Here is a 23,359-nt window from a genome sequence, read left to right as displayed (position 1 = left end):
GGGTCAGGGGGCGCAGGTGTAGGCGGAGGGCAGGGCGGGGTCGGCGGAGGGGCGGGTGGCCTGGAAGCCGAACGACGTGGTCGCGCCCGGGCCGAGCGTGGCGTTGTGCGCGGCGTTGCGCAGGGTGACCGTCTGCCCGCTGGTGGTGGGGACGGCGTTCCAGTGGCCGGTGATGCGGTGGCCGGGCGGCAGGGTGAGGGTGACGCTCCAGCCGTTGAGCGGGGCGGCGCCGGTGTTGGTGACGTTCGCCTGGACGACGTAGCCGGTGTCCCACTGGCTCTGCACGGCCGGGGTGACCGAGCAGCCGCCGCCTCCCGTGGGTGCGGTGGTGACGGTGACCGTGGCGGAGCGGGGTGACCGGTTGCCGGCGGCGTCGCGGGCGTAGACGGCGAAGGTGTGGGCGGTGGCGGGGGCGAGTCCGGTGAGGGTGGCCGTGGCGGCGGCGGTGGTGGCCACGGTCGTCTCGGCGGTGCCCTGGACGCGCACCACGTCGTACGCGGTCACCGCCACGTCGTCGGTGGAGGCGGCCCAGGTGAGGGTGGCCGAGGAGGAGGTGACGGCGGAGGCGGAGGGGGCGCCGGGGGCGGTGGGCGGGTCGGTGTCCTCGCCGGCCGGCTCGTAGGTGAGGCCGAACCCGTACGGGAACAGCGGCGTCTTGCCGTCGCCGACGTTGATGGGCTGCTGGGAGGAGCTGCTCATCCACGTGAACGGCAGTTTGCCGGTGGGCTGGACGGCGCCGAACAGCACGTCGGCGACGCCGTTCCCCTCGGTGCCGGGGAGCCAGGCGGCGACGAGGCCGTCCCAGCCGGACAGGTGCGGGGCGACGTCGAGCGGGCGGCCGGAGACGAGCACGACGACGACCGGGACGCCGGCGGCGCGCAGGGTGGCGATCGTGTTGAGATCTTCGGAGTCCAGGCCGAGGCCGCCGGGCCGGTCGCCGTCGCCCTCGGCGTACGGGGGTTCGCCGACGACGGCGACGGCGACGTCGTAGGAACCGTCGACGCCGCGGCCGTCGCGGCTGTAGGCGACGGTGGCGCCGGTGTCCCTGATGCCGTCCAGGATCGTGGTGCCGGGGGTGATGTCGCCGGGCGAGCCCTGCCAGGAGATGGTCCAGCCGCCGCTCTGGTAGCCGATGTCGTCGGCGCTCTTGCCGGCGACGAAGATCCGGCCGTCGCGGGGCAGCGGCAGCACGCCGCCGCTGTTCTTGAGCACGACCTGGGACTTGGCGACGGCCTCGCGGGCCAGGGCGCGGTGGGCGGAGCTGCCGACGGTGGCGGTGTAGGACCGGTCGGTGAGGGGCTTCTCGAACAGGCCCTGCTCGAACTTCTTGGTCAGGACGCGGCGTACGGCGTCGTCGATCCGCGTCTGCGGGACCCGTCCGGCCTGGGTCTCGGCGCGCAGCAGGTCGATGAAGCGCCGCCAGTCGGTGGGGGCCATCACCATGTCGATCCCGGCGTTGATCGCGGTGCGCACGTCCTGGGCGGACAAGCCGGGGGCGCCGTCGATCTGGTCGACGCCGTTCCAGTCGGACACGACGAACCCGGAGAAGCCGAGCTCGCCCTTGAGCACGGTGGTGATCAGGTACTGGTGGCCGTGCACCTTGACGCCGTTCCAGCTGCTGAAGGAGATCATGACGGAGCCGACGCCGCGGGCGATCGCGGCCTCGAAGGGCGGCAGGTGCACGGCCCGCAGCTCGCTCTCGCTCAGCCGGGTGTCGCCCTGGTCGTCGCCGCCCGCGGTGCCGCCGTCGCCGAGGTAGTGCTTGGCGGTGGCGAGCACGGAGGCGGGGCCGTCCTGCAGGCCGGTGACGAGCGTGGCCATCGCGGCGGGCAGTTCGGGCGTCTCGCCGAAGGACTCGTACGTCCTGCCCCACCGGTCGTCGCGGGCGACGCAGAGGCAGGGGGCGAAGTTCCAGTCGACGCCGGTGCCGGTGACCTCCTCGGCGACGGCCCGGCCGATGCGTTCGACGAGGGCGGGGTCGCGGGTGGCGCCGAGTCCGGCGTTGTGCGGGAAGATCGTGGCGCCGTGGACGTTGTTGTGCCCGTGCACGGCGTCGACCCCGTACAGGATGGGGATGCCGAGCGGGGTGGCGAGGGCGGCGTTCTGGAACCTGTCGTACATGTCGGCCCAGGAGGCGGCGGTGTTGGGCGAGGGCGCGGAGCCGCCGCCGGACAGGACGGAGCCGAGCCGGTAGGCGGTGATGTCGGCGGCGCTGACGGAGCCGCGTTCGGCCTGGGTCATCTGGCCGAGCTTCTCGTCGAGCGACATGCGGGACATGAGGTCGGCGACCCGGGTGGCGACGGGCAGCGCGGGGTCCTTGTAGGGGGGATCGGCGGCGGTGGGGACCGCCATGCCGGCGGCGACGAGCAGGGTCACGACGGCCCGGTGGATGCGCACGGCCTCCGCCTCCTCAGTGTTGGGAGCGCTCTCACGGTAGGCCGTCCCGACCGGCTGCCGCCATCACCGGAGCACCCGCATGGCCTCCCACCAGGGCGGTCGCGGTGAAATTTTCACGCGGCGGAATTAGCGGACGATCACCCCTTCCCGCGCAAGATCGGGCGAGGTATGTTCGAGCCGTTCCGAAGAAAAGTTTCACCCATGGAGGAATGGTGGGCAAGAAGCTTCAATTGCTGGCTGTGCCGATCGCGGCTTTCGCGATGGCCTCCCTGATGAGCGCTCCCGCCCAGGCTGCCGAAGGGTACGACCGGTGCCAGGTGGGGAACTACTGCATGTTCTCCGGCCTCGACGGCACCGGTGACATCATCCAGATCACCAGCGACACGCCCGACCTGGCCGTCCTGGGCATGGCCGACCGCGCCAAGTCCGACTGGAACCGGACGAGCACCAGGGTCCACCTCTACTCCGAGGCGAACTGGGGCGGCTGCACCGCCACCACCAGCGCCGGCGGCAAGGGCAACTTCTACATCGACTACCGCGACTTCTTCGACGGCGTCCGCTTCGGCGGCCCGAACGGCCCGTCCTGCTACGTCCCGCCCGAGTCCTGATCCGACCCTCTCCGGAGCCCTCGCCCGCCCGGGCGGGGGCTCCGCCGTCTCCGGGCCGGCGGACGGTGAAACTTTCAACTGGATCGCCGTACGCCTTTCCGCTGCTCGCCCCACTGATCACGGCCGCCCGGCAGGGGGATTACAGGGTCAGTCAGTTGTTGACAGCACCCCGGTCAGATAGCGTCCCCCTCAACCCACGCGGGAGCGCTCCCCCGGAACCCCCTGACCGGAACACGGAGACCGCCACCATGCCCCACGGCAAGACTCACTGGGCCCTGCGCGCCGCAGTCGTGCTGCTGTCCGTAGCCCTGCTCAACGTCGTCCCCCTCGCCGGCGGCGCCTCGGCACACGGATCGGTCGTCGATCCCGCCTCGCGCAACTACGGCTGCTGGCAGCGCTGGGGCTCCGACTTCCAGAACCCGGCCATGCAGCAGCAGGACCCGATGTGCTGGCAGGCCTGGCAGGACAACCCCAACGCCATGTGGAACTGGAACGGGCTCTACCGCAACAACGTCGGCGGCAACCACCAGGCCGCCGTCCCCAACGGCCAGCTGTGCAGCGGCGGCCTCACCGAGGGCGCCCGCTACCGCTCCCTCGACACGCCCGGCCCGTGGAAGACGACGAGCCTCGGCGGCACCTTCACCATCAACCTGTACGACCAGGCCAGCCACGGCGCCGACTACATCCGCGTCTACCTCACCCGCCAGGGCTACGACGCCACGACCACGCCCCTCGGCTGGAACCACCTGGAGCTCATCCGTGAGACGCCCCGCTACGCGCCCAGCCAGAACTACGTCATCAGCAACCTGAGCGCCTCCGGCCGCACCGGCCGCCACGTGATCTACACGGTGTGGAAGGCCTCGCACATGGACCAGACGTACTACATCTGCAGCGACGTCACCTTCTGACGACGCCGACGTCTGGTGTCAGCCGGGCGTCCCGGGCCAGCGCGTCATACGCGGCGAAACCGGGGCGCCCGTCTTACTGTGGGTACATGACTGATCACCCGCCGCAGGAGCCGGTCGACATGGCGGCGTGCGTCATCGGCGAGTGCGCGCGCTTCGGCGCCCGGCTGCGCACGCTGACCGGGCAGCTCGGGTTCGCGCCCGCGCCCGCCACCGACCGCGAGGAGCTGCAGCAGGCCGTGGCCTACATCCACGCCGCGCTCGCCGATCTGCTGGCCGCGCTGCAGCCGATCCATCACGAGGACCTGCGGCGCATCCTCAGCGACCGGGAGATGGGGCTGGTCCGCTGCCTCGACGGCTGCACCCCGCCCCGGGACGCGACGGGCGCCGAGGTGGGGGCCTGCGACGGGTGCGGCGGCGGCGCGTGCCGCAGTTGCGGGCACCCGGTGCCGCCCGACGGCCCGGCCCTGTGCTGGCGCTGCGTCGCCTCACCCGAACAGCCGGACCCGCTGCGGCCCGGCACCATGAGGACGGACCCCGTACGGACCGGCCCCGTACAGACCGAAGGCGCCCAACCCGGGACCACGCCTGGGACCGCGCCCGAAACCGCACCTGAAACCGGACGGCCTGAGGCCGCGCGGTTGCACATACCGGCCGGTGACCTGCCGTGGGTGGCGACGGCCTGAGAGCGGCGCCGCGTCAGCCGCCGTGATGGGTGGCGCCGTGGTGGATGGCGCCCTGGCTGCCCGAGGTGACGAGGTCGCGCAGGTCCTCGGGGAGGCTGTCGCGCACCTTGTTCATGATGCCGCCCTGCGTCGCCTGGCCGGTCACCTCCAGCACCACCCGCGCGAGGTAGAGGGCGCGGGGCTCGTCGACGCCCGCCCTGGCGGCGACGCGCTGGACGAATTCGTGGCGGCCGAAGTGCTCGCCGGTGCCGAGGCCGCCGTAGACCTCGGTGCGCCGCAGGTTCTCGCCGATCTCGTGGGGCAGCTGGGCGGCGAGCTTGTCCGCCAGGCCCTCCGGGACGCGTTCGCCCAGAGTCTCCAGCGTCGCCCGGCTGGCGCGTTCGGCCTTGTCGCGCCCGCCGAGGTGGGCGCGGGCCTGTACCTGTCCGATGAACTCGTCGTGTCTCATGGCTCCTCCTCACCCTCCTGGGTCGGCTACCCGTCGACCGAAAACGACAAACCACTACAAATCGGGCGTGACGCTAGCCCGAGGTCAGGTTCTGGTACGGGTCGGGCCGCCCGCCGGTGGCCGAGCGCAGGATCCGCCGGTAGACGCGCTCGTACCCGTCGACCATCACGTCGACGCCGAACGCCCGCTCCACGTGCCGGCGGCAGTCGCCCGGGTCGAGCGACCCGGCCGCCTCGATGGCGGCGGGCAGCTCCTCCGGCGAGCCGAGCACGAAACCGGTGACGCGGTCGACGACGAGCTCCGGCACCGAGCCTCGGGCCAGCGCCACCACCGGCGTGCCGCACGCCATCGCCTCGATCACCACCATGCCGAACGGCTCCTCCCACTGGATGGGGAAGACCAGGCAGCGGGCGGCGGCCAGCAGCTCACGCTTGTGCGCGGCGTCCGCCTCGCCGACGTAGACGGCGTCCGGGCCGAGCCTGGGGCGCACGTGCTCGTCGAAGTAGGCCCGCTCGACCTCCTCGGTGAGCTTGCCGGCCAGCACGATGCGCCGCCCGGCCGCGCGGGCGGCGTCGATCGCCAGGTGCGCGCCCTTGTCGTCGCCGAAGCGGCCGAGCCACAGCACCCACTCCTGCTTCCTCTCGCGGTACGGGAACGAGCCCGTGTCCAGGGCGTTGTGCACGGTCCCGGCCCAGTTCAGGTCGGGCGCGAGCGCCCGCTGGGCGTGGGAGATCGCCACGAGCGGGCTGCCGAGCGCCCGGTAGTACTCGCCGTACTCGCCGTCGGAGCGGGTGTGGCAGGTGACCACGGTGGGAATCGCGCGGGCGGCGGCCGTCAGCGGCCCGGTGAGCGAGTGGTCGTGCACCACGTCGGCCTCGAGCGCCGACAGCATCCGCTGGGCGCAGGCCGCGTGCAGCACCTCCGGCAGCACGGTGCCGATCCGCGCCGACGGCGGCTCCCGGTAGGTGCGCAGGAAGCGCGCGGGCACGCCGCCGCGGCCGGCGGCGATCAGCGTCACGTCGTGGCCGCGCCCGGCCAGGCCGGTGATCAGGTCGGCCAGCATCGCCTCGATGCCGCCGTACGCCTTCGGGGGCACCTCCTGCCACGGCGGCGCGACCATCACGATGCGCAAACCCGCCGCCGTACCGGCGCGCCACCGCACCCGCTGTGGCGCGAGATCGATCAATGAGCCCATGCCGAGCCCCCTCCCCGCAAGGCTGCGCTGAGTGCTACCCCAGGTCAGCGCCTGCACACGGTGCTGATGGGTGGACGCGGCTCGCCGATCAGCTCGATGCCGTCCGGCAGGCCGGTGACGGTGGCGGACCGGCCGCCGTCCGCGGTCTCGATGTCCAGGCGCGCCCCCGCGATGGGCAGCCCGGAGATGCGCACGTCGCCCAGGCCCTCGGGGAAGGCCGGCGCGATCCAGATCTTGCCGGCCGGGATCCACGGGTCCAGCCGCAGCAGGCAGCGCACCAGGTGGATCGGGGCCGCCGCCGCCCACGCCTGCGGCGAGCAGGAGGTGGGGAACGGCACCGGCTGGGCGAACTCCGACCGGTCGAAGCCGCAGAACAGCTCCGGCAGCCGGCCGCCGAGCTCCTGCGCGGCGTCGAGCAGCCCGGCGGCCAGCCGCTGGGCCTCCTCGGTGAAGCCGTAGCTCATCAGCCCGGCGGCGACGATCGCGCTGTCGTGCGGCCACACCGAGCCGTTGTGGTAGCTCATCGGGTTGTAGGCGCCCATCGAGGAGGCCAGCGTGCGCACGCCGTAGCCGGTGAACATCTCCGGCGACATCAGGTGCGCGGCCACCGACGCGGCCCGGTCCTCGTCGACGATGCCGGTCCACAGGCAGTGGCCCATGTTGGAGCCGAGCCCGTCGATGGGCTGCCCGGCGCCGTCGAGCCCCATCGCGTAGTAGCCGCGGCCGGGCAGCCAGAAGCGCTCGTTGAACCGGGCGCGGATCTCGTCGGCCCGCTCCAGGCAGCGCCGCTCGGTCTCGGCGTCACCGAAGGCGTTGGCGAAGTGGGCGCGTGCGACGTGCGCGGCGTACACGTACCCCTGCACCTCGGCCAGCGCGATCGGCGGGCGGGCGACGGTCCCGTCGGCGAAGGTGATGCCGTCGAAGGAGTCCTTCCAGCCCTGGTTGATCAGCCCGTGGTCGGTCTTGCGCTGGTACCAGAGCAGGCCGTCGGGGCCGCCGTAGCGCTCGATCCAGCCGAGCGCGGCGTCGGCGTGCGGCAGCAGCTCCTCGACGGCGTCGGGGTGCAGGCCCCAGCGGCGCAGCTCGCCCAGCAGCATGACGAACAGCGGGGTGGCGTCGACGGAGCCGTAGTACGCCTGGCCGCCGTCCGCGGGAACGCCGCCGCCCACGCCGAAGCGCAGCTCGTGCATGATCTTGCCGGGCTCCTCCTCGGTCAGCGGGTCGACCTTGGCGCCCTGCAGGCGGGCGAGCCTGCGCAGCGTGCCGAGCGCGAGGGACTGGTCGAGCGGCAGCGACATCCACGAGGTCAGCAGCGAGTCGCGGCCGAACAGCGTCATGTACCAGGGCGCGCCCGCGGCGATCGCCGGCGGGTCCTCGGGATGGTCCGGGTCGAACAGCCGCAGGCTGCCGAGATCCTGGCGGGAGCGGCGCAGCACCTCGTTCAGGCCCTTGTTCGCGGTGCGCAGGGCCGGGCCGCGGCGGGTCCAGTCGGCCAGCCGCCTGGCCGGGCCGGCGTGCTCGATCGCGTGGCTGGCGGGGAACCAGGCCGACGTCTCCACCCCTTCGATGATCGGGTTGACGAGGATCGTGGCCCGCCACTCCCCGCGCGCCGGGACGACCACGCGGAAGGCCAGCAGCCCCGGGGCCGCCGTCACCCCCACGTCCGCGGGCTCCACCACGACCCTGGCGCCGCGCGCCCGGCTCGCCGAGAAGATGTGCAGCCCCGCCCCCTGCGGCGTCATCTCCACGTCGGTGGCGTGGCGCACCCGTTCGGCCTTCACCTCGAACAGGTCGGCCACGTCGGAGCCCAGGTTGACGGAGACGGCGCAGCCGATCGGCTCGTCCGACAGGTTGCGCAGCGTCAGGTCCTCGCGCAGGCCGCCGCCGACGTAGCGGTCGCGCACCACCAGCAGCGTGCTCTCCACCCGCCCCGGGCGCGGCCCGGCCTTGCCGAGGAACGTGGCGTGGTACGGCTCCGACGGGATCACCTGGAGCGCCTCGACGGGCACGTCGTCCACCCGCAGCTCCAGCCACGACAGCAGCCGCGTGTCGGCGTGGTAGACGCCCTGCGCCTGGCCCGGCAGGATGTCGCCGCCCCGGGAGCACACGCAGAACGACGGCCCCTCGACCAGCGTCACCGTGTCGCCCAGCGCCCCCGGCTGCCCCTCAAAGGTCCACGCGTTCACCCTCGTGCCCCCTCCGCTCCTGCGCAGGCACGTTACCCACGCTCGGACGGGCCACGCGGCGCAGGCGGAACCATTGCCATGACCGGCGCAAATACCGGCAATACGGCAGGGGCTACGGCGGGGCGCCCGGGGTCAGCGGGCGAGCGGCTGGTTGACGCGCACCAGGTTGCCCGCCGGGTCGCGGAAGGCGCAGTCGCGGACCCCGTACGGCTGGTCGACCGGCTCCTGCAGCACCTCGCCGCCCGCCGCGCGGACCCGCTCGAACATGGCGTCGCAGTCGTCGGTCTCGAAGATCGCGGCACGCAGCAGGCCCTTGGCCAGCAGGGCGGCGATGGCCTCCCGGTCGGCGGGCGAGGCGCCGGGGTCGGTGACGGCCGGTTCGAGCACGATGTCGACGCCAGGCTGCGACGCCGCGCCCACGGTCACCCAGCGCATCCCCTCGAACTCCACGTCGGCGCGGACCTCCAGGCCGAGGGCGTCGCGGTAGAACGCCAGCGCCTTGTCGTGGTCGTCGACGGCGATGAAGCACTGCGAAAGCCTGATGTCCATGCCTGCCACACTACGGGCGGGAGGTGCGCTTCGAATCGGCGTTTCGGATCGGGCGGGTGTAGATCTTCGCCACGCAGGCCGGGATGGCGGCGCCCTCGTCGTGGGCGCGGGCGCGGTAGGCGCTCGGCGTCTCGCCGACCAGCTCGGTGAACCGCGAGCTGAACGAGCCCAGCGACGTACAGCCGACGGCGAAGCAGACCTCCGTCACCGTCAGGTCGCCCCGCCGCAGCAGCGCCTTGGCCCGCTCGATCCGGCGCGTCATCAGGTAGCTGTAGGGCGTCTCGCCGAAGGCCGCGCGGAAGCTGCGCGAGAAGTGGCCGGGCGACATGAGGGCGACGCGGGCCAGCGCCTGCACGTCGAGCGGCTCGGCGTAGTCGCGGTCCATCGCGTCGCGGGCCCGGCGCAGCCGGACCAGGTCCTCCAGCGTCACCCCACCAGCATCCCACAAGGTCAGCCGGTGGGGGTGTCCAAAAGGTCCACCTCCAGGCCGATCCCGCGGCGTCCGGCCTCCTGGTAGGCGAGCCAGGACAGGGCCAGGTCCTGCCACGGCAGGCCCACCGGGGCGTAGACGGTGCGCGCTTCCGGGCCGGTGCGGCCGGGGTGCTCGCCGCGCAGGATCTCGCCGAGGGTGGCGTCGGCGGCCTCCGCCGGGAGACCGGCCGCGGCCAGGGCGCCCATGGCGGCGGCCAGCTCCCGGTCGTCCACGGCCACCAGCGCGGCCTCCAGCACGTCGGCGGCCAGCTCGCACTTGCCGGGCTCGTCGGCGCCCAGGCTGGTGAGATGCTGACCCGGCCGCGTGTCGGCCAGGCGGAGCAGCGGGGCCCGCGACCAGGTCGCGAGCAGCACGATCCCCGCCCGCTCGGCCACCTCCCCCGCCGACCCGGCCATCTCGACCGCCAACCCGCCGGGGTGAGCGGCCCCGACCCCGGGACGGGTGGCGGCGGAGTGGGCGGGGGCTCCGGCATGGCGGGCGGCGAAGGCGTGGGCGCGGGGTTCGTCGGTGTCGTGGACGAGGAGCTTGGTCACGCGGCGGAGCCGGCGCAGGCCGGTGACCATGAGGTCGGCCTGGGCGCCCGCGCCGATGACGCCGACGACCGTCTCTCCCCCGGGATCGGCGGCCAGGGTGTGGGTGCCGAGCGCGGCGGCCAGCCCGGTGCGCCAGGCGGTGACCGTCGCCGAGTCCAGCAGCGCCAGCAGCTCGCCGTCGTGGCCGCTGTGCAGGCAGATGACCCCGCGCAGCGCGGGCGTGGCGGCGGGGAACTTGGCGTTGACCTTCACCGTGTAGGCGTCGATCCCCGGCAGCAGCCCGGGGATGAGCGCGGTGGCGGTGCCGGGGAACGGCAGGTCGGTGCGGATCCGCTGCCCGGGGACGGCCGCGTCGCCGCGGGTGAAGCCGTCGCGCAGGGCTTCGAGGCAGGCCGCGGGGTCGAGCAGGGCGGTCAGGTCGCGGCGGGTGAGGATCCGGGTCATGCGGTCGATGATCTCAGCCCGCCCCGGTCTCCTCCCGCTCGGGCCGGGTCTCGCGGACGAGGTCGAGGAAGGCCGCGGCGGCGGGTGACGGCCGGGTGTCCCAGATCAGGTGCTCGACCCGCGTGGGCGCGTCGCGCAGCCGGATGACGCCCAGATCGGCGAACCGGGGCGCGTAGGCGGCGGGCAGCATGCCGACGCCGAGTCCCTGCCGTACGAGGTCGGCCATGAAGTCGCCGGACGAGACCTCGAACGGCACCTCACGCCGTACGCCGGCGGCGGCGAAGGCGTCGTCGGACTGCTGGCGGCCGGCGTGGCCGGCGCGGAAGTCGATGAACGGCTCGCCCGCCAGGGCGCGCAGGTCGGCCTCGCCGCCGGCCAGGGGGTGGCCGGGGGCGACGACGGCGACGAGCTCGCCGCCGCCGAGCGGGCGGCTGCGCACGCCCTTGGGCTCGGTGGTGGGCGGCAGGCCGAGGAAGGCGACGTCGACGCCGCCGCGGCGGACGCGTTCGATGAGGTCCTCGCTGCCGGCGGAGATGAGCGTGATGTGCACGCGGGGGTGGCGGCGGCGGTAGTCGCGCAGGGCGACGGGCAGGTCGACGGCGGCGACGGTGGGGATGGCGCCGACGGCGAGCCGCCCGCGGATCTCGCCGCCGGCGGCGGCGACCTCGGCCCGCGCGCGGTCGGCGGCCTCCAGGCACTGGCGGGCCTCGGGCAGGAACGCCTCCCCGGCGGCCGTCAGCCGGACGCGGCGGCTGGTCCGCTCGAACAGCCGGGCGCCGAGCTCGCGTTCGAGGGCGGCGATCTGGTGGCTGAGCGCCGACTGCACGACGCGGCAGCGCTCGGCGGCGCGGGTGAAGTTGTTCGTCTCGGCGACGGCGACGACGTATCTCAGCTGCTGCAGTTCCACCGATCCATGATGCATCACGATCGATCTCCATGAAAACTATTTGTTGGACTCATCGATCGGTGCTCCCCCACCCTTGAGGCATGACGGAAACCGCGCGGCACGCGCCCCCGGCCGAGGCTCCCGCCCGGCTGGGCCGCGGGCTGCTGCTGCTGATGTCGGCCGCCACCGGGCTGTCGGTCGCCGGCAACTACTTCGCCCAGCCGCTGCTCGACGTGATCGGGCGGGAGCTGGGGCTGGACGCCACGACGGCGGCGCTGGTCGTGACGGCCGCGCAGGGCGGCTACGCGCTGGGGCTGATCCTGCTGGTGCCGCTGGGCGACCTGGTGGAGCGTCGCCGGCTGGCGGTGGTGCTGTTCGCGGCCACGGCGGTGTTCCTGGTGGTGTCGGCGCTCGCGACGAGCGCCCCGATGCTGCTGGCGGGCACCGCGCTGACGGCGCTCGCGTCCGTGGCCGCGCAGGTCGTGGTCCCGTACGCGGCCACGCTGGCGGCGCCGGCCGAGCGGGGCCGGGTCGTGGGCACGGTGATGGCGGGGCTGCTGCTCGGCGGCCTGCTGGCCCGTACGGTCTCCGGCACGCTGTCCGAGCTGGGCGGCTGGCGGACGATCTACTGGGTGAACGCGGTGCTGGTGGCGGTCGTGGCCGTGCTGCTGTGGCGTTTCCTGCCGCGTCTGCACACCCCGATCGGGCTGTCGTACCCGGCGCTGCTGCGCTCGACGGTCGCGCTGTTCCGCGACGAGCCGGCGCTGCGCCTGCGGGCGGCGATGGGCGCGCTGTCGTTCGCCGCGTTCAGCGCGCTGTGGACGGCGGTCACGTTCCTGCTGTCCGGCCCGCCGTACGGCTGGAGCGAGGCGGGGATCGGCCTGTTCGGGCTGGCCGGGGTCGCCGGGGTGATCGTCACGCCGATCGCCGGCCGGCTGGCCGACCGGGGGTGGGTGCAGCGGGTCAGCGGGATCGGCGCGGCGGTGCTGGCGCTGTCGTGGGCGCTGATCGGCCGCGGCCCGGTCTCGGTGGGGTGGCTGGTCGCCGGGGTGCTCCTGCTGACGATGGCCCAGCAGGCGGTGCTGAACGCCGGCCAGCACGTCGTCTACGCGCTCCGCCCCGAGAGCCGCAACCGGCTCAACTCCGCCTTCATGACCGCGTTCTTCCTCGGCGGCGCGGCCGGGTCGGCGCTCGGCTCCGCGGCCTGGACCGCGGCCGGCTGGACCGGCGTGAGCCTGCTGGGCGGCGCCCTGTCGGCCGCGACCTTCGCGGTGTGGGCGCTGGAACGCCTTTCCGCACGACGTTGGATCGATGACAAGGAAGAATCATGACTATTGCGCAAACGCCGTCCCCTTCGGCCCTGCGAGGCTGGCTGGGGGTGGCCGCGATCACCGCGAGCCTGTTCGTCTTCCTCACCACGGAGCTGATGCCCGTCGGGCTGCTCACCCCGGTGAGCGCGAGCCTGGCCATCTCGGTGGGCGTCGCGGGGCTGATGGTGACGTTGTACGGCGTCTCGGCCGGGCTGGGCGTGCCGTTCATCGTGGCGTGGACCAGGCGGGTCAACCGGCGGGTGCTGCTGTCGGTGCTGCTGGTGATCCTGGTGGCGGGCAACCTGGTCACGTCGATCTCGCCGAGCTACCCGCTGGTGCTGGTGACGCGGCTGATCATGGGCTTCGCCAGCGGCGTGTTCTGGGCCATCGGGGTGAGCATGGCGATGCGGCTGGTCCCGGAGCGGCAGGCGAGCCGGGCGGCGGCGGTCGTCATGTCCGGCATCTCGATCGCCGCGGTCGTCGGCATCCCGCTGGGGACGGTGCTGGAGAGCCTCACGGACTGGCGGACCACGTTCCTCATCTGGGCGGGGCTGAGCGCGCTGGTGCTCGTCGCGGTCGTCACCCTGATCCCGTCGCTGCCGTCGGCGAACGCCGTCTCGGTGCGGGAGGTCTTCGGGCTGCCGCTCAGGAACGTGCCGCTGCGGCTGGTGCTGGTGACGGTGATGCTGTTCGTGCTCGGCCACTTCGGCGCGTACACGTTCGTGCGCCCCTACCTGGAGGAGGCGGCGTCGGCGACGCCGTTCTTCGTCACCGCGGTGCTCATGGTCTACGGCGCGGGCGGCGCGGCGGGCAACTTCATCGCCGGCTACACGGTGACCAGAAGCCTGCGCGGCAGCTTCGTCGCGGGCTGCGCGGGGCTCGTGGGGTCGCTCCTCCTGCTGCTCGCGATCGGGGACGGGCCGGTCGGCGCGGTCGTCGCGCTGGTCCTGTGGGGCGTCTCGTTCGGCGTGGTGCAGCTGTGCCAGGTCAACATGACGCAGGCCGCCGCGCCGGACACCTTCGAGGCGGCGATGTCGCTCAACACGATGTCGTACAACACCTCCATCGCGCTCGGCGCGCTGTTCGGCGGGCTGTTCGCCGACCGGCTGGGGGTCACCAGCGTGGTGTGGTTCGGGGTCGCGTTGACAGCGGCCTCGCTGCTCCTCACACTCGGCACCGGCCGCGGGAAGGCGCCCGCCGCCCGCGAGGACGTGCTGACCGCCGGCGAGTGATCCACCTGAGAGAACGGGAGAACGAGATGCGCGTGAAGGACTTCGACCACCTGGTGCTCAACGTCGCCGACGTCGAGCGGTCCCTGGAGTTCTACGCGGGGACGCTCGGCCTGGCGCAGGTGCGGGTCGAGGAGTGGCGGGCGGGCAGGGCGCCGTTCCCGTCGGTGCGGGTCAGCGAATCGACCATCATCGACCTGGTGGCCAAGCCGCGCGGCGAGTCCAACGTGGACCACCTCTGCCTCGTGGTGGAGCCGCTGGACTGGCAGGAGGTGATCGACTCCGGCGTCTTCACCGTGCTGGAGGGACCGGTCCCCCGGTTCGGCGCGCGTGGCACCGCGCAGTCGGTGTACGTGCTCGACCCCGACGGCAACACCGTCGAGCTGCGCTGGTACCCGCAGGACGCCGAGCGCTGAGCCGCGCCGGGCGGCGGCGGGGCGGGTTGCGATAATGGCGGCATGCAGAAGATCTCGCTCGTCGCCCTGGCCCGTCAGCAAGCCGACCGGGCGGCCGGCACCACCGCCGGTCACGCGGCCGGCACGGTCTACGGCGGGCACGAGAAGGTGCTGCGCCAGACGGTCATCGCCCTGCGGCAGGGCGCGCGGCTCGCGGAGCACGAGAATCCCGGCGAGGCGACGGTGCACGTGCTGCACGGCCGGGTCCGCATGTCGGCCGGGGCGGAGTCGTGGGAGGGGCGCACGGGCGACCTGCTCATCGTGCCGGACGCCCGCCACGACCTGGAGGCACTGGAGGACTCCGCGGTCCTGCTGACCGTCGCCAAGCTGCCCTGATCCGGCCGGGGGACGGCCAGCACCAGGTGGCGATCACCGTCCTGCACGTCAACCCCGCCGTCGGCTACGTCTACAACGTCGGCCCGCAGGTCTCCCCCGGAGCCGTCTCGTCCGCCACCGTCCCGCCCGGCACGATCATCTCCCTCCGCGTCCAGACGCGCTGACGCCCCAGAGGCCGGCGCCCGGGAAAAGAGCGCGGGCGGCCACACCCCAACCGGTGGCCGCCCGCGCTCGCCCCGCAGGTCAGACGGCGGTGAGCTCGTAGCCCGCCCCCTCGACGGCGTCGCGCACCAGGGCCTCGTCCACGGGCCCGTCGCCCGTCACGGTCACCCGGCCGGTCGCCAGCTCGATGTCCACGGCGGTGACGCCGGAGATCTTGCCCAGTTCGGTCTTCACCGTGCCCGCGCAGCCGCCGCACGTCATCCCGCTCACGGTGTAGATGCTGCTGCTCATGCCGACTCCCCTTCGGTCCCGGATACCCCCAGCGGGTATCGCCGGGTTGAACCTACGGCACGATGCGCGTCGGCGCAACCCCAACCCCGCAGGGGTATGGCTCATACCCCCTCCCGGTATATAGTCCCCGGCATGACAACGTTGAACACCATCACGGTCGTGGGCGCGTCGCTGGCCGGGCTCCGTGCCGTGCAGACCCTTCGCGGCGCCGGCTTCGCGGGCGAGATCGTCGTCGTCGGCGCGGAGCGCCACCTGCCCTACAACCGGCCGCCGCTGTCCAAGAGCATGCTCAGGGGCGACGACGAGATCACCCTGCCCGGCGCCGAGGAGCTGGGCGACCGCTGGCTGCGGGGCCGCAACGCGGTGCGGCTGGACACGGCCGGCCGGTTCGTCACCCTGGACGACGGCACGCAGGTCCGCTACGACGGGCTCGTCATCGCCACCGGCGCCCGGCCGCGCCCGCTGCCCGGCGCCCTCGAGGGCGTCCACACGCTGCGCACCGTCGAGGACGCCCTCGCCCTGCGCGCCGAGCTCGCCGCCGGGCACCGCCACGTCGTGGTCGTCGGCGGCGGCTTCATCGGCGGCGAGGTCGCCTCCACCGCCCGCTCGCTCGGCCTGGCTGTCACCCTCGTCGACGCGGCGCCGTACCCGATGAGCGGCGTGCTGGGCGACCTGGCCTCGCGCTGGCTGGCCGGCCACCACCGGAGCAACGGCGTGGACCTCGTCCCCGGCCGCCGCGTGACGGGCCTGGAGGGGACCGGCCAGGTGAGCGGGGTGCGGCTGGACGACGGGCGCACGCTCCCCGCCGACCTGGTGATCGCGGCGACGGGCGTGGTCCCCGACACCGGCTGGCTGCGCGGCAGCGGGCTGACGCTCGACGACGGGGTGGTGTGCGACGCGGCGCTGTTCGCGACCGGCGCCGACGGCGTGGTGGCGGCGGGCGACGTCGCCCGCTGGCCGCACGCCCGGTACGGGGGCGCGTCCGTCCGCGTCGAGCACTGGGCGAACGCCAACGAGCAGGGCGCCGCCGCCGCGCTGAACCTGCTCGCCGGCAGGGAGGACGCCACGCCCTACGCCGGGCTGCCCTCGTTCGCGACGCACGTGCACGGCGTCCGCGTCCAGACGGCCGGGCTGCCGCACCTGGCGGACGAGGCGCGCGTGGCCGCCGGCGCCCCGGAGGAGGGCCGGTTCGCTGTCGCGTTCGCCAGGGCCGGGACGCTGGTCGGCGTCGTCGGGGTCGACGCGCCGAGGGACTTCGTCCGGGTCAAGCGGGCCGTCGCGGCCGGTGACCCGCTGGAGTCGGTGCTCGCCGCTAGCATGGGGTGATGGCGCGGGGTCTGGGAGAGCTCGAATCCACGATCATGGATCATCTGTGGGCCACCAACGAGCCCGCCACGGTCCGTGACGTGCTCGCCCACCTGCGCCAGGAGCGCCCCATCGCCTACACGACGGTGATGACCGTGATGGACAAGCTCCACACCAAGGGGCTGCTGCGCCGCGAGCCGGTCGGCCGGGCCTACGTCTACGAGGTGGTCTCCTCCAAGGAGGCCTACACCGCCGAGGTCATGCGCGCGTCGCTGGCCGGGAGCGGCAACCGGGCGGCCACGCTGGTGCACTTCCTCGAACGGCTCACGCCCGAGGAGGCCAAGGCCCTGGAGGCGGCCCTGCAGGTATACCCCCCGGGGGGACGCGACACGTGATCGTCACGGTGATCCTCGCGCTCCACTGCGTCGCCGGGGCGCTGGCGCTGCCCCGGCTGCTGCGGCGGGCGGGCTGGGCCGACCGGGCGCCCCGGCGGGCGATCGCGATGTGGCTGGCCGCCTGCGGGTCGGTGCCCGTGTCCGCGCTGCTCGCGGTGTTCGCGGCCGCCGTGCCGGGGCCGGTGGTGGGTCACGGGCTCGCCGGGTGGCTGGAGATCTGCGCGGCGATGTTCGCCGGTGACGCGCGCCCGGACCTCGCGCGGGTCCTGGCCGCGCTCGCGGCCGCCACGTCCGTGGTGGTGTGGGGCGCGTGCGCGGGCGGGGCCGTCCTGGTGGGCGCGCGCCGGGAGCGGGCGCGGCACGCCGAGGCGCTGTCGCTGCTCGGGCGGCACGACGCCCGGCTCGGCGCGCTCGTCGTCGACCACGACGAGCGCCTGGCCTACTGCGTGCCCGGCCGCGGGGGGCAGGCGGTCATCACCACCGGCGCACTGCGGTCGCTGGCTCCCGAGCAGGTCGCCGCCGTGCTCGCGCACGAGCGGGCGCATCTTCGCGGCCGCCACCATCTGCTGCTGGCCGCCGCCGAGACGTTCGCGCGGGCCTGCCCCCGGGTGCCGCTGTTCGCCGAGGCGCGGGCGGAGGTCGCGCGGCTGGTCGAGCTGCTGGCCGACGACGTGGCGGCCCGCCGCCATCCGCGCGCCCACCTGGCGGCCGCCCTGGTCCGCCTCGCCACCGGGCGGGCGCCCGCCGCCGCCCTGGGGGCGGGCGGCGAGACGGCCCTGCTGCGGATCCGCCGCATGCTGAGCCCGCAGCCCCCGCTCGGCCGCCGTGAGCGGCTCGCCGGGGGGCTGACGGTCACGCTGCTGCTCGCCGGGCCCGCGACATTGGCCGCGGCGCCCGGGCTGAGCGCCCTGCTGGCGCACCACTGTCACGCGGTGCTGCCCTTCTAGCCCGGCTCAGAGCCGGTCGAGGATCTTCCGGAGCTCGGCCACCTCCGCCCGCTGGGCGGTCTCGATCGCCTTGGCGAGCTCCTTGGCGGCCGGGTCGGCCCCGCCGGCCTGCTCGGCGCGGGCCATCTCGATCGCGCCCTCGTGGTGGGCGATCATCTGCTCGGCGAAGAGCCTGTCGAACTCCGCGCCCTTGGCGGACTTCAGCTTGGCCAGGTCCGCCTCGGACATCATGCCGGGCATGTCATGACCCATGCCTCCCTCGGGGGCGGGCCTGCCCCAGGTGGTCAGCCAGCCCTGCATGGTCGCGATCTCGGGGTCCTGCGCCGCCTTGATCCGGGCCGCCAGCTCCTTGATCTCCGGGTCGCCCGCGCGGTCCGGGGCGAGCTCGGCCATCTCGACCGCCTGCTCGTGGTGCGGGATCATCATCTGCGCGAACATGACGTCGGCGTCGTTGAACCCGGCCTGCGACGGCGTCGCCGCCGTAGCGGCGGTGGCGGTGGCGGTCGCGGCCGGGGCGGCGTCGTTCGAGGCCGTGGCGCCGCACGCGGTCAGGAGCGCGAGCGCGCCCGCGGTGACGGTGATCGTGATCGTACGGTTGGTGCGCATGGTTGTCGTTCTCTCGGTTCGTGGGTACGGGCATCCGTCGCGGAGGCGGACGCCGGCCTATATGCGCAGCACCGAGAGCCGTGCCAGGCGCACGGAGACGGGGTCGGGCGGCGGCCTGGCGACCCGCCGCGCCGAGGGGGCCCGCCCGGGGGTCGCGCTCCCCCGCCGTCGCACGATCCACGCCGCCGTGGCGACGATCAGGAACGAGGTCAGCACCGCCAGGCACACGGCGGCCGGGTCGAGATCGGGCAGCTCCTGCCCCTGGGCGAACCCGGGCTCGTGCAGGTGGTGCCCGCCGGCCTGATGGCCGCTGTGGTGGCCCAGCGTGTGCATGCCGTAGACACCGAGGGCGACGGCGACCAGCAGGACGGCACGCGCGACACGCATCGCGAGACGCCGCTGCCGAACTTCCACCGCTCCTCCTGTGACGACCAGAACGGGAGACTACTACGTGTCGTAGTAAGAAGCTCGTAAGCCCACCGGCGACATGCCTACCCGCTACTAAGTCAACTAGTAGTTTCCCATCGGGCTGAACAATCGTTTAGCATCCTGTTCATGCGTTCAGACAGTGACCTGACCGGGCGGGCCCGGATCCGGGACGCGGCACTGGAGTTGTTCGGCGCCGAAGGGGTCAACCGGGTGAGCGTGCGCGCCATCGCCGCCCGCGCGGGCGTGTCCGCCGCGCTGGTCCTGCACCACTTCGGCTCCAAGGAAGGGCTGCGCAGGGCGTGCGACGCGTACGTGGTCGAGCTGGTGCGCGGCGGGCCCGGCGCGGACCTCGACGACGTCAGCGGCCTGGCGGCCATGCTGGAGGCGAGCTCGGCGATGCGGCTCTACCTGGGGCGCGCGTTCCTCGACGGCAGCCCGGCGGCGGCGGCGCTGTTCGACGACATCGTCGCGGCGGCCGAACGCTGGCTGGAGGAAGGCGTCCGCACCGGCCGGGTGCGTCCCAGCGACGACCCGCGCGCCCGCGCCGCCGTCTACGTGACGTGGCTGCTGGCGCCGCTGACGTTCGGCGAGCACCTCGCGCGGGCGCTGCCGGGCGGCGGGTCCGAGACGGACCGGACGCTGCGCGCCTCCCGCGCCGGGATCGAGATCTTCACCCGCGGCCTGTTCACCGACGACCGCGTCCTGGACGCCTGGGACGCGGTCCGCGAGGAGCGGCGGTCCCCATGACGGCGCCTCCCCATCCCCTCCCCCTCGACCTTCTGGAGTCCTGAGCATGAGCACCACCGAGCCGCAGATCCTCGGCCTGATGACCGCGGCCGACCGCGACGCCTTCCTGACCGGGCTGGCCGGCGACGGACCGGTCAGCCGGGGCCGCTACCTGGACGGCACCCTGATCTGGCTGGTCACCGGCTACGACGAGTGCGTGACCGCGCTGACCGACCCGCGCTTCAGCAGCGACATCTCCCGGCAGTCCAAGCTGGACGTGGCCGCGGCCGCCGGGCTGCCCGACGACGTGGCCCCCTACCTGCTGCGCACCCTCGGCGCCTACGACCCCCCGGACCACACGCGGCTGCGGCGCCTGGTGTCGCGCGGGTTCACCGCCCGGCGCGTGGAGCGGCTGCGCCCGCGCATCCAGGAGATCACCGACGCGCTGCTCGACGGGCTGCCGGCGGAGTTCGACCTGATCGAGCGGTTCGCGTACCCGCTGCCCATCCAGGTCATCTGCGAGCTGCTCGGCGTGCCCTCGGCCGACCGCGACATCTGGCGGGCGTGGGCCGGCGACCTGACCGCGCCCGACCCCGCCCGCATCGCCGCCGGGGCGCGGGGCCTGGTCGCGTACATGAGCGAGCTGGTCGCGGCCAAGCGCGCCGCCGGGACGGACGGCGTCGACGGCGCGGAGGATCTGCTGTCGGCGCTGGTCCGCGTCCAGGAGGACGACGGCGACCGGCTGGCCGACGAGGAGCTGGTGGCGCTGGGGATCAGCATGCTGATCGCCGGGCACGAGACCACGGTCTCGCTCATCAGCCAGAGCGTGCGGCTGCTGCTGACCCGCCCGGAGCTGCTCGCGCGCCTGCGCGACGACCTGGACGCCGTCCCGGCGGCCGTGGAGGAGTTCCTGCGCGTCACCGGACCGGCCGAGATCGCGGTGATGCGCTACACGCTGGAGCCGGTGGAGCTCGGCGGCACGCGCATCCCGGCGGGCGAGGCGGTGCAGGTCGTGTACGCGGCGGCGAACCGGGACCCGCGCCGCTTCGACCGGCCGGCGCTGCTCGACGTGGGCCGCGAGGACAACACCCACCTGGGGTTCGGCCACGGCATCCACTACTGCCTGGGCGCGGCGCTGGCCAGGGCCGAGACCCAGATCGCGCTGCGCACGCTGATCGGCCGCTTCCCCGGCCTGGAGCTGGCCGTGCCGGCGGCCGAGATCGGCTGGCGGCCGGGCATGCAGCGGGCCCTGACCGCGCTGCCGGTGCGCACGGACGGCGGCGCGTCCTGAGGGATCCTCAGCCCAGCGGAATCGTGTCCATGCGGAGGAACTCGGTGATGCGCAGCAGCCTCGGCGGGCGCCTGACCCCGGCGGGGAGCGCCCGGAACGCCTCCTCCCGCCCGACGACGCGCGGGGCGGTGAGCGCCACCTCCTTGCCGCCGACCCGCAGCCGCGCCTCCCCGGCGGCCAGGATGTTGCGCACCCAGTCGGCGCCCGACCCGTACACCAGGACGAACAGGTAGCCGCCGTCGACCGGGTGCGCGTCGAGCGGCGTGCGGTAGGTGGCGCCGGAGACGCGGCCGACGTGCGTCAGGACCGGCCACGACCCCCGGGCGACCGCCCGGGGGTTGAACACGCGCTTGTTCAGGCGCCCCCACCACAGCGGCATCGGCATCGGGATCTCCTCATCTCGGGCTTACGCCCGTAAGGCTGACTTACACTCGTAAGGCTGTCAACCCCTGTCGCCGTCCCGGGAGCCGTCGTGTCACCACCTCGCCAGCCGCTCAGCAGGGAGCTCGTGCTGGAGGCCGCGATCCGGGTCGCCGACCGCGGCGGCGCCGAGGCGATCACGATGCGGCGGGTGGCGCAGGAGCTGGGCGTGGAGGCGATGTCGCTCTACCACCACGTGCCGAACAAGGACGCGATCCTCGACGGCGTGGTCGACGCGGTGTTCGCGGCGATCGAGCTGCCCCGGCCCGGGGACGGCGACTGGCGCGCGGCGATCCGGGCCCGAGCCCGCTCCGCCCGCGCGGTGCTCTCGCGGCACAGCTGGGCCCTCGGCCTGATCGACTCCCGTCGCCGGCCGGGCCCGGCGACGCTGCGCCACCACGACGCCGTCCTCGGCGTGCTGCGGGAGGCGGGGTTCTCGCTGCCGATGGCCGCCCACGCCGTCTCGCTCGTCGACAGCTACGTCGGTGGCTTCGTGCTGCAGGAGGCGAACCTGCCGCTGTCCACGCCCGCCGAGGTGGAGGACGTGGCCGGCGACATCCTGGAACACCTCCCGGACGGCCTGCCGTACCTGAGGGAGATGATCACCGGCCACGCGCTGCGGCCGGGCTACGACTACGCGGAGGAGTTCGGCTACGGCCTCGACCTCATCCTGGACGCGCTCGAGACCCGGCGCGGATAGCGCCCGGAATGCGGCGTGGCTACGCGGGCGCCCAGGCGGGTGTGTCGCCGCCCCACAGGGACGGCGGGGTGCGCCAGGTGCGGGGCGCGCCCTCGTAGTGGACCGGCGGCAGCGCGTGGCGGAGCAGCCCGTACGGGGAGCCGGTCTCGGCCAGCCACGGGCCCGCGTCGTAGCCGTCGCCCTCGGCCGGGACGGGACGCAGGTCGTTCATCAGCCAGGACGCGGTGCCCGCGAGGGAGAGCCGGACCGAGCGCCCGAGCCCGGTGCGCTGCCGGTCGGTCAGCGCGCGCAGGACGGCGGCGGCCAGCAGGTAGCCGGTGCCGTGGTCCAGCGCCTGGGCGGGGAGCGCGCCGGGGCTGCCGTCGGGGCCCGCCTCGATCACGGCGATGCCGCTCGCCGCCTGCACCAGGCTGTCGAAGCCGCGCCGCGCGGCCCACGGCCCCGACCAGCCCCAGGCGCACAGCCGGGCGACGATCAGGCCGGGACGCCGCGCGAGCACGTCGCCGAGACCGAGCGCCTCCAGCGCGCCGGGGCGGTAGCCGTGGACGACGACGTCGGCGGCGGCGACGAGCTCGGCGAAGGCGGCCCGGCCGTCGGCGGCCGTCAGGTCCAGCAGCGCCGAGCGCTTGCCCATCCCGGTGTCGGCGTGGCTGTCGGCGCTTTCCGGCAGGTTCGGCGGGTCGACGCGCAGCACGTCGGCGCCCAGCAGGGCGAGGGTGCGCGTGGCGACGGGACCGGCGATGACCCGGGTCAGGTCCAGGACGCGCACCCCGGCGGCGGGCAGCGGCGCCGGGGGCAGCCGGTCCGGGCGGCTCCCGTCCGAGGGGACGGTCTCGACGAGCGGGTGGACGGCGCCGCCGGGCGGGGCGACGGCGACGGCCAGGCCGCCGGCCGCGTAGACGGTCTCCTGGATCCACCGGGCGGGGCGGGCGGCCAGCTCGGCAGCCAGGATCTCGGCCAGTTCCTGGTCGTCCCCCGTGTCGGCCACGCCGAGGGCGTCCAGCAGCCGGGTGCGGTGGTGCGGGTAGTTGGCGTGGGTGCGGACCCAGCCGTCGGCCGCGCGCCAGAAGCGCGACAGCGGCGCGAACGCCCGCGGGGACTTGCCGCCGACGCGCAGGTGCCGCTCGCTGACGAAGGCCGTGGCCACCGCCGCCTCCCGGATCCGCACCGGGGGCGGCGGCGTCGCGTTGCGCCGCGCCAGCAGCTCGGCCGCCGCCAGCGAGCACACGCCCACGCTCGCCCGGGCCAGCTCCCGCACCGGCAGCCGCGCGGCCAGGACGTCGCCCGCCCCCTCGTACGCGACCGTCGCCGCCAGTTCGGACGGCCCGCCGAGCGCGGCCCAGGCGTGAGCGGTCGCCGCGTCCTGTTCGTACGTCATCGAAACAGTTTGCCATCCTCGAGCGACAAGGAATAGCCTAGGACCATTA

27 protein-coding genes are annotated in these 23,359 nt (G+C 74.2%); 14 read left to right on the top strand and 13 right to left on the bottom strand.

Annotation, left to right across the window (positions count from 1 at the left end):
• Positions 1–3: 3 nt before the first annotated feature.
• Positions 4–2,397 (bottom strand): glycoside hydrolase family 3 N-terminal domain-containing protein, encoded by a 2,394-nt coding sequence (locus AB0J53_RS10670; RefSeq protein ID WP_364170872.1) that lies wholly within the window; start codon positions 2,395–2,397, stop codon positions 4–6.
• Between the two features lie 239 nt (positions 2,398–2,636).
• On the opposite strand from AB0J53_RS10670, the gene AB0J53_RS10665 reads away from it, so the two are divergent.
• The 3 genes from AB0J53_RS10665 (at position 2,637) to AB0J53_RS10655 (ending at position 4,596) form a co-directional block, all read left to right on the top strand.
• Positions 2,637–3,005 carry a peptidase inhibitor family I36 protein gene (locus tag AB0J53_RS10665; RefSeq protein WP_357589840.1) on the top strand — a complete coding sequence of 123 codons (369 nt, stop codon included), beginning with the start codon at positions 2,637–2,639 and terminating at the stop codon, positions 3,003–3,005.
• Between the two features lie 248 nt (positions 3,006–3,253).
• Positions 3,254–3,913 (top strand): lytic polysaccharide monooxygenase, encoded by a 660-nt coding sequence (locus AB0J53_RS10660; protein WP_219507306.1) that lies wholly within the window; start codon positions 3,254–3,256, stop codon positions 3,911–3,913.
• 86 nt (positions 3,914–3,999) lie between these two features.
• The gene (locus AB0J53_RS10655) at positions 4,000–4,596 is read left to right on the top strand and encodes a hypothetical protein (protein WP_364170869.1); all 597 of its coding nucleotides are present in this window, start codon (positions 4,000–4,002) and stop codon (positions 4,594–4,596) included.
• Positions 4,597–4,609: 13 nt separating this feature from the next.
• Here AB0J53_RS10655 and AB0J53_RS10650 read toward each other — a convergent pair whose 3' ends face one another.
• The 7 genes from AB0J53_RS10650 to AB0J53_RS10620 all read right to left on the bottom strand — a co-directional run bounded on the left by AB0J53_RS10650 (position 4,610) and on the right by AB0J53_RS10620 (position 11,351).
• Positions 4,610–5,044 (bottom strand): DUF2267 domain-containing protein, encoded by a 435-nt coding sequence (locus AB0J53_RS10650; RefSeq protein WP_364170867.1) that lies wholly within the window; start codon positions 5,042–5,044, stop codon positions 4,610–4,612.
• A 73-nt stretch (positions 5,045–5,117) separates the two neighbouring features.
• Entirely contained in the window at positions 5,118–6,239 is a 1,122-nt protein-coding gene (locus AB0J53_RS10645; RefSeq protein WP_364170865.1) for a glycosyltransferase family 4 protein, read from the bottom strand.
• Between the two features lie 44 nt (positions 6,240–6,283).
• Positions 6,284–8,425, bottom strand: a complete 2,142-nt coding sequence (locus AB0J53_RS10640) for a glycogen debranching N-terminal domain-containing protein (RefSeq protein ID WP_219507311.1) — start codon at positions 8,423–8,425, stop codon at positions 6,284–6,286.
• 132 nt (positions 8,426–8,557) lie between these two features.
• Positions 8,558–8,974, bottom strand: coding sequence for a VOC family protein (locus tag AB0J53_RS10635; RefSeq protein WP_219507313.1), 417 nt, complete (start codon positions 8,972–8,974; stop codon positions 8,558–8,560).
• 10 nt (positions 8,975–8,984) lie between these two features.
• Positions 8,985–9,359, bottom strand: a complete 375-nt coding sequence (locus AB0J53_RS10630; RefSeq protein WP_246645267.1) for a helix-turn-helix transcriptional regulator — start codon at positions 9,357–9,359, stop codon at positions 8,985–8,987.
• A gap of 65 nt (positions 9,360–9,424) precedes the next feature.
• The gene (locus tag AB0J53_RS10625) at positions 9,425–10,444 is read right to left on the bottom strand and encodes an ornithine cyclodeaminase family protein (protein ID WP_364170862.1); all 1,020 of its coding nucleotides are present in this window, start codon (positions 10,442–10,444) and stop codon (positions 9,425–9,427) included.
• A 13-nt stretch (positions 10,445–10,457) separates the two neighbouring features.
• Entirely contained in the window at positions 10,458–11,351 is an 894-nt protein-coding gene (locus tag AB0J53_RS10620; RefSeq protein WP_219507316.1) for a LysR family transcriptional regulator, read from the bottom strand.
• Between the two features lie 80 nt (positions 11,352–11,431).
• Between AB0J53_RS10620 and AB0J53_RS10615 the strand changes: the two genes are divergently transcribed.
• The 5 genes from AB0J53_RS10615 to AB0J53_RS10595 are packed head-to-tail and all read left to right on the top strand — an operon-like array spanning position 11,432 to position 14,824.
• Positions 11,432–12,661, top strand: a complete 1,230-nt coding sequence (locus tag AB0J53_RS10615) for an MFS transporter (protein WP_364170859.1) — start codon at positions 11,432–11,434, stop codon at positions 12,659–12,661.
• A complete protein-coding gene (locus AB0J53_RS10610; RefSeq protein WP_364170857.1) occupies positions 12,658–13,872 on the top strand; it encodes an MFS transporter in 1,215 nt (404 codons plus the stop codon). Before AB0J53_RS10615 ends, AB0J53_RS10610 begins: the two co-directional genes overlap by 4 nt.
• 26 nt (positions 13,873–13,898) lie before the next feature.
• Positions 13,899–14,285, top strand: a complete 387-nt coding sequence (locus AB0J53_RS10605) for a VOC family protein (protein ID WP_219507318.1) — start codon at positions 13,899–13,901, stop codon at positions 14,283–14,285.
• Positions 14,286–14,327: 42 nt separating this feature from the next.
• Positions 14,328–14,660, top strand: coding sequence for a cupin domain-containing protein (locus AB0J53_RS10600; RefSeq protein WP_364170855.1), 333 nt, complete (start codon positions 14,328–14,330; stop codon positions 14,658–14,660).
• Positions 14,661–14,686: 26 nt separating this feature from the next.
• A complete protein-coding gene (locus tag AB0J53_RS10595) occupies positions 14,687–14,824 on the top strand; it encodes a hypothetical protein (RefSeq protein ID WP_364170853.1) in 138 nt (45 codons plus the stop codon).
• A gap of 79 nt (positions 14,825–14,903) precedes the next feature.
• Here AB0J53_RS10595 and AB0J53_RS10590 read toward each other — a convergent pair whose 3' ends face one another.
• Complete coding sequence (locus AB0J53_RS10590) at positions 14,904–15,113, bottom strand: heavy metal-associated domain-containing protein (protein WP_219507321.1); 210 nt, start codon at positions 15,111–15,113, stop codon at positions 14,904–14,906.
• A gap of 132 nt (positions 15,114–15,245) precedes the next feature.
• On the opposite strand from AB0J53_RS10590, the gene AB0J53_RS10585 reads away from it, so the two are divergent.
• Genes AB0J53_RS10585 through AB0J53_RS10575 form a run of 3 tightly spaced genes read left to right on the top strand, consistent with a single transcriptional unit; the run spans position 15,246 to position 17,760 of the window.
• On the top strand, positions 15,246–16,439 hold the full coding sequence (locus AB0J53_RS10585; protein ID WP_364170850.1) for an FAD-dependent oxidoreductase: 1,194 nt from the start codon (positions 15,246–15,248) through the stop codon (positions 16,437–16,439).
• On the top strand, positions 16,439–16,813 hold the full coding sequence (locus AB0J53_RS10580) for a BlaI/MecI/CopY family transcriptional regulator (protein ID WP_364170848.1): 375 nt from the start codon (positions 16,439–16,441) through the stop codon (positions 16,811–16,813). The genes AB0J53_RS10585 and AB0J53_RS10580 overlap by 1 nt, the downstream gene beginning before the upstream one ends.
• Positions 16,810–17,760: a M56 family metallopeptidase gene (locus AB0J53_RS10575; RefSeq protein WP_364170846.1), complete on the top strand. Its 951-nt coding sequence runs from the start codon at positions 16,810–16,812 to the stop codon at positions 17,758–17,760. The genes AB0J53_RS10580 and AB0J53_RS10575 overlap by 4 nt, the downstream gene beginning before the upstream one ends.
• A gap of 6 nt (positions 17,761–17,766) precedes the next feature.
• Here AB0J53_RS10575 and AB0J53_RS10570 read toward each other — a convergent pair whose 3' ends face one another.
• Positions 17,767–18,366 carry a DUF305 domain-containing protein gene (locus AB0J53_RS10570; protein ID WP_364170844.1) on the bottom strand — a complete coding sequence of 200 codons (600 nt, stop codon included), beginning with the start codon at positions 18,364–18,366 and terminating at the stop codon, positions 17,767–17,769.
• Positions 18,367–18,423: 57 nt separating this feature from the next.
• On the bottom strand, positions 18,424–18,753 hold the full coding sequence (locus tag AB0J53_RS10565; RefSeq protein ID WP_364170842.1) for a hypothetical protein: 330 nt from the start codon (positions 18,751–18,753) through the stop codon (positions 18,424–18,426).
• Between the two features lie 168 nt (positions 18,754–18,921).
• Here AB0J53_RS10565 and AB0J53_RS10560 point away from each other — a divergent pair, with 168 nt between their 5' ends.
• Both AB0J53_RS10560 and AB0J53_RS10555 read left to right on the top strand, forming a co-directional pair.
• On the top strand, positions 18,922–19,542 hold the full coding sequence (locus AB0J53_RS10560) for a TetR family transcriptional regulator (protein WP_364170840.1): 621 nt from the start codon (positions 18,922–18,924) through the stop codon (positions 19,540–19,542).
• Between the two features lie 46 nt (positions 19,543–19,588).
• The gene (locus AB0J53_RS10555) at positions 19,589–20,812 is read left to right on the top strand and encodes a cytochrome P450 (RefSeq protein ID WP_364170838.1); all 1,224 of its coding nucleotides are present in this window, start codon (positions 19,589–19,591) and stop codon (positions 20,810–20,812) included.
• Positions 20,813–20,819: 7 nt separating this feature from the next.
• On the opposite strand, the gene AB0J53_RS10550 is transcribed toward AB0J53_RS10555, so the two are convergent.
• A complete protein-coding gene (locus tag AB0J53_RS10550) occupies positions 20,820–21,197 on the bottom strand; it encodes a nitroreductase family deazaflavin-dependent oxidoreductase (protein ID WP_364170836.1) in 378 nt (125 codons plus the stop codon).
• Positions 21,198–21,284: 87 nt separating this feature from the next.
• Between AB0J53_RS10550 and AB0J53_RS10545 the strand changes: the two genes are divergently transcribed.
• Positions 21,285–21,932 carry a TetR/AcrR family transcriptional regulator gene (locus tag AB0J53_RS10545; RefSeq protein ID WP_364170834.1) on the top strand — a complete coding sequence of 216 codons (648 nt, stop codon included), beginning with the start codon at positions 21,285–21,287 and terminating at the stop codon, positions 21,930–21,932.
• Positions 21,933–21,951: 19 nt separating this feature from the next.
• Here the strand turns inward: AB0J53_RS10545 and AB0J53_RS10540 are convergent, their stop codons facing one another.
• Positions 21,952–23,310 (bottom strand): CoA transferase, encoded by a 1,359-nt coding sequence (locus AB0J53_RS10540; protein ID WP_364170832.1) that lies wholly within the window; start codon positions 23,308–23,310, stop codon positions 21,952–21,954.
• Between the last annotated feature and the right edge of the window lie 49 nt (positions 23,311–23,359).

Origin of the sequence: Nonomuraea sp. NPDC049725 (assembly GCF_040674795.1) — a bacterium.
Taxonomy (GTDB): Bacteria; Actinomycetota; Actinomycetes; order Streptosporangiales; family Streptosporangiaceae; genus Nonomuraea; species Nonomuraea ceibae.
Note: the sequence above shows the minus strand (reverse complement) of the source record. Positions and strands in the feature narration are given on the sequence as shown.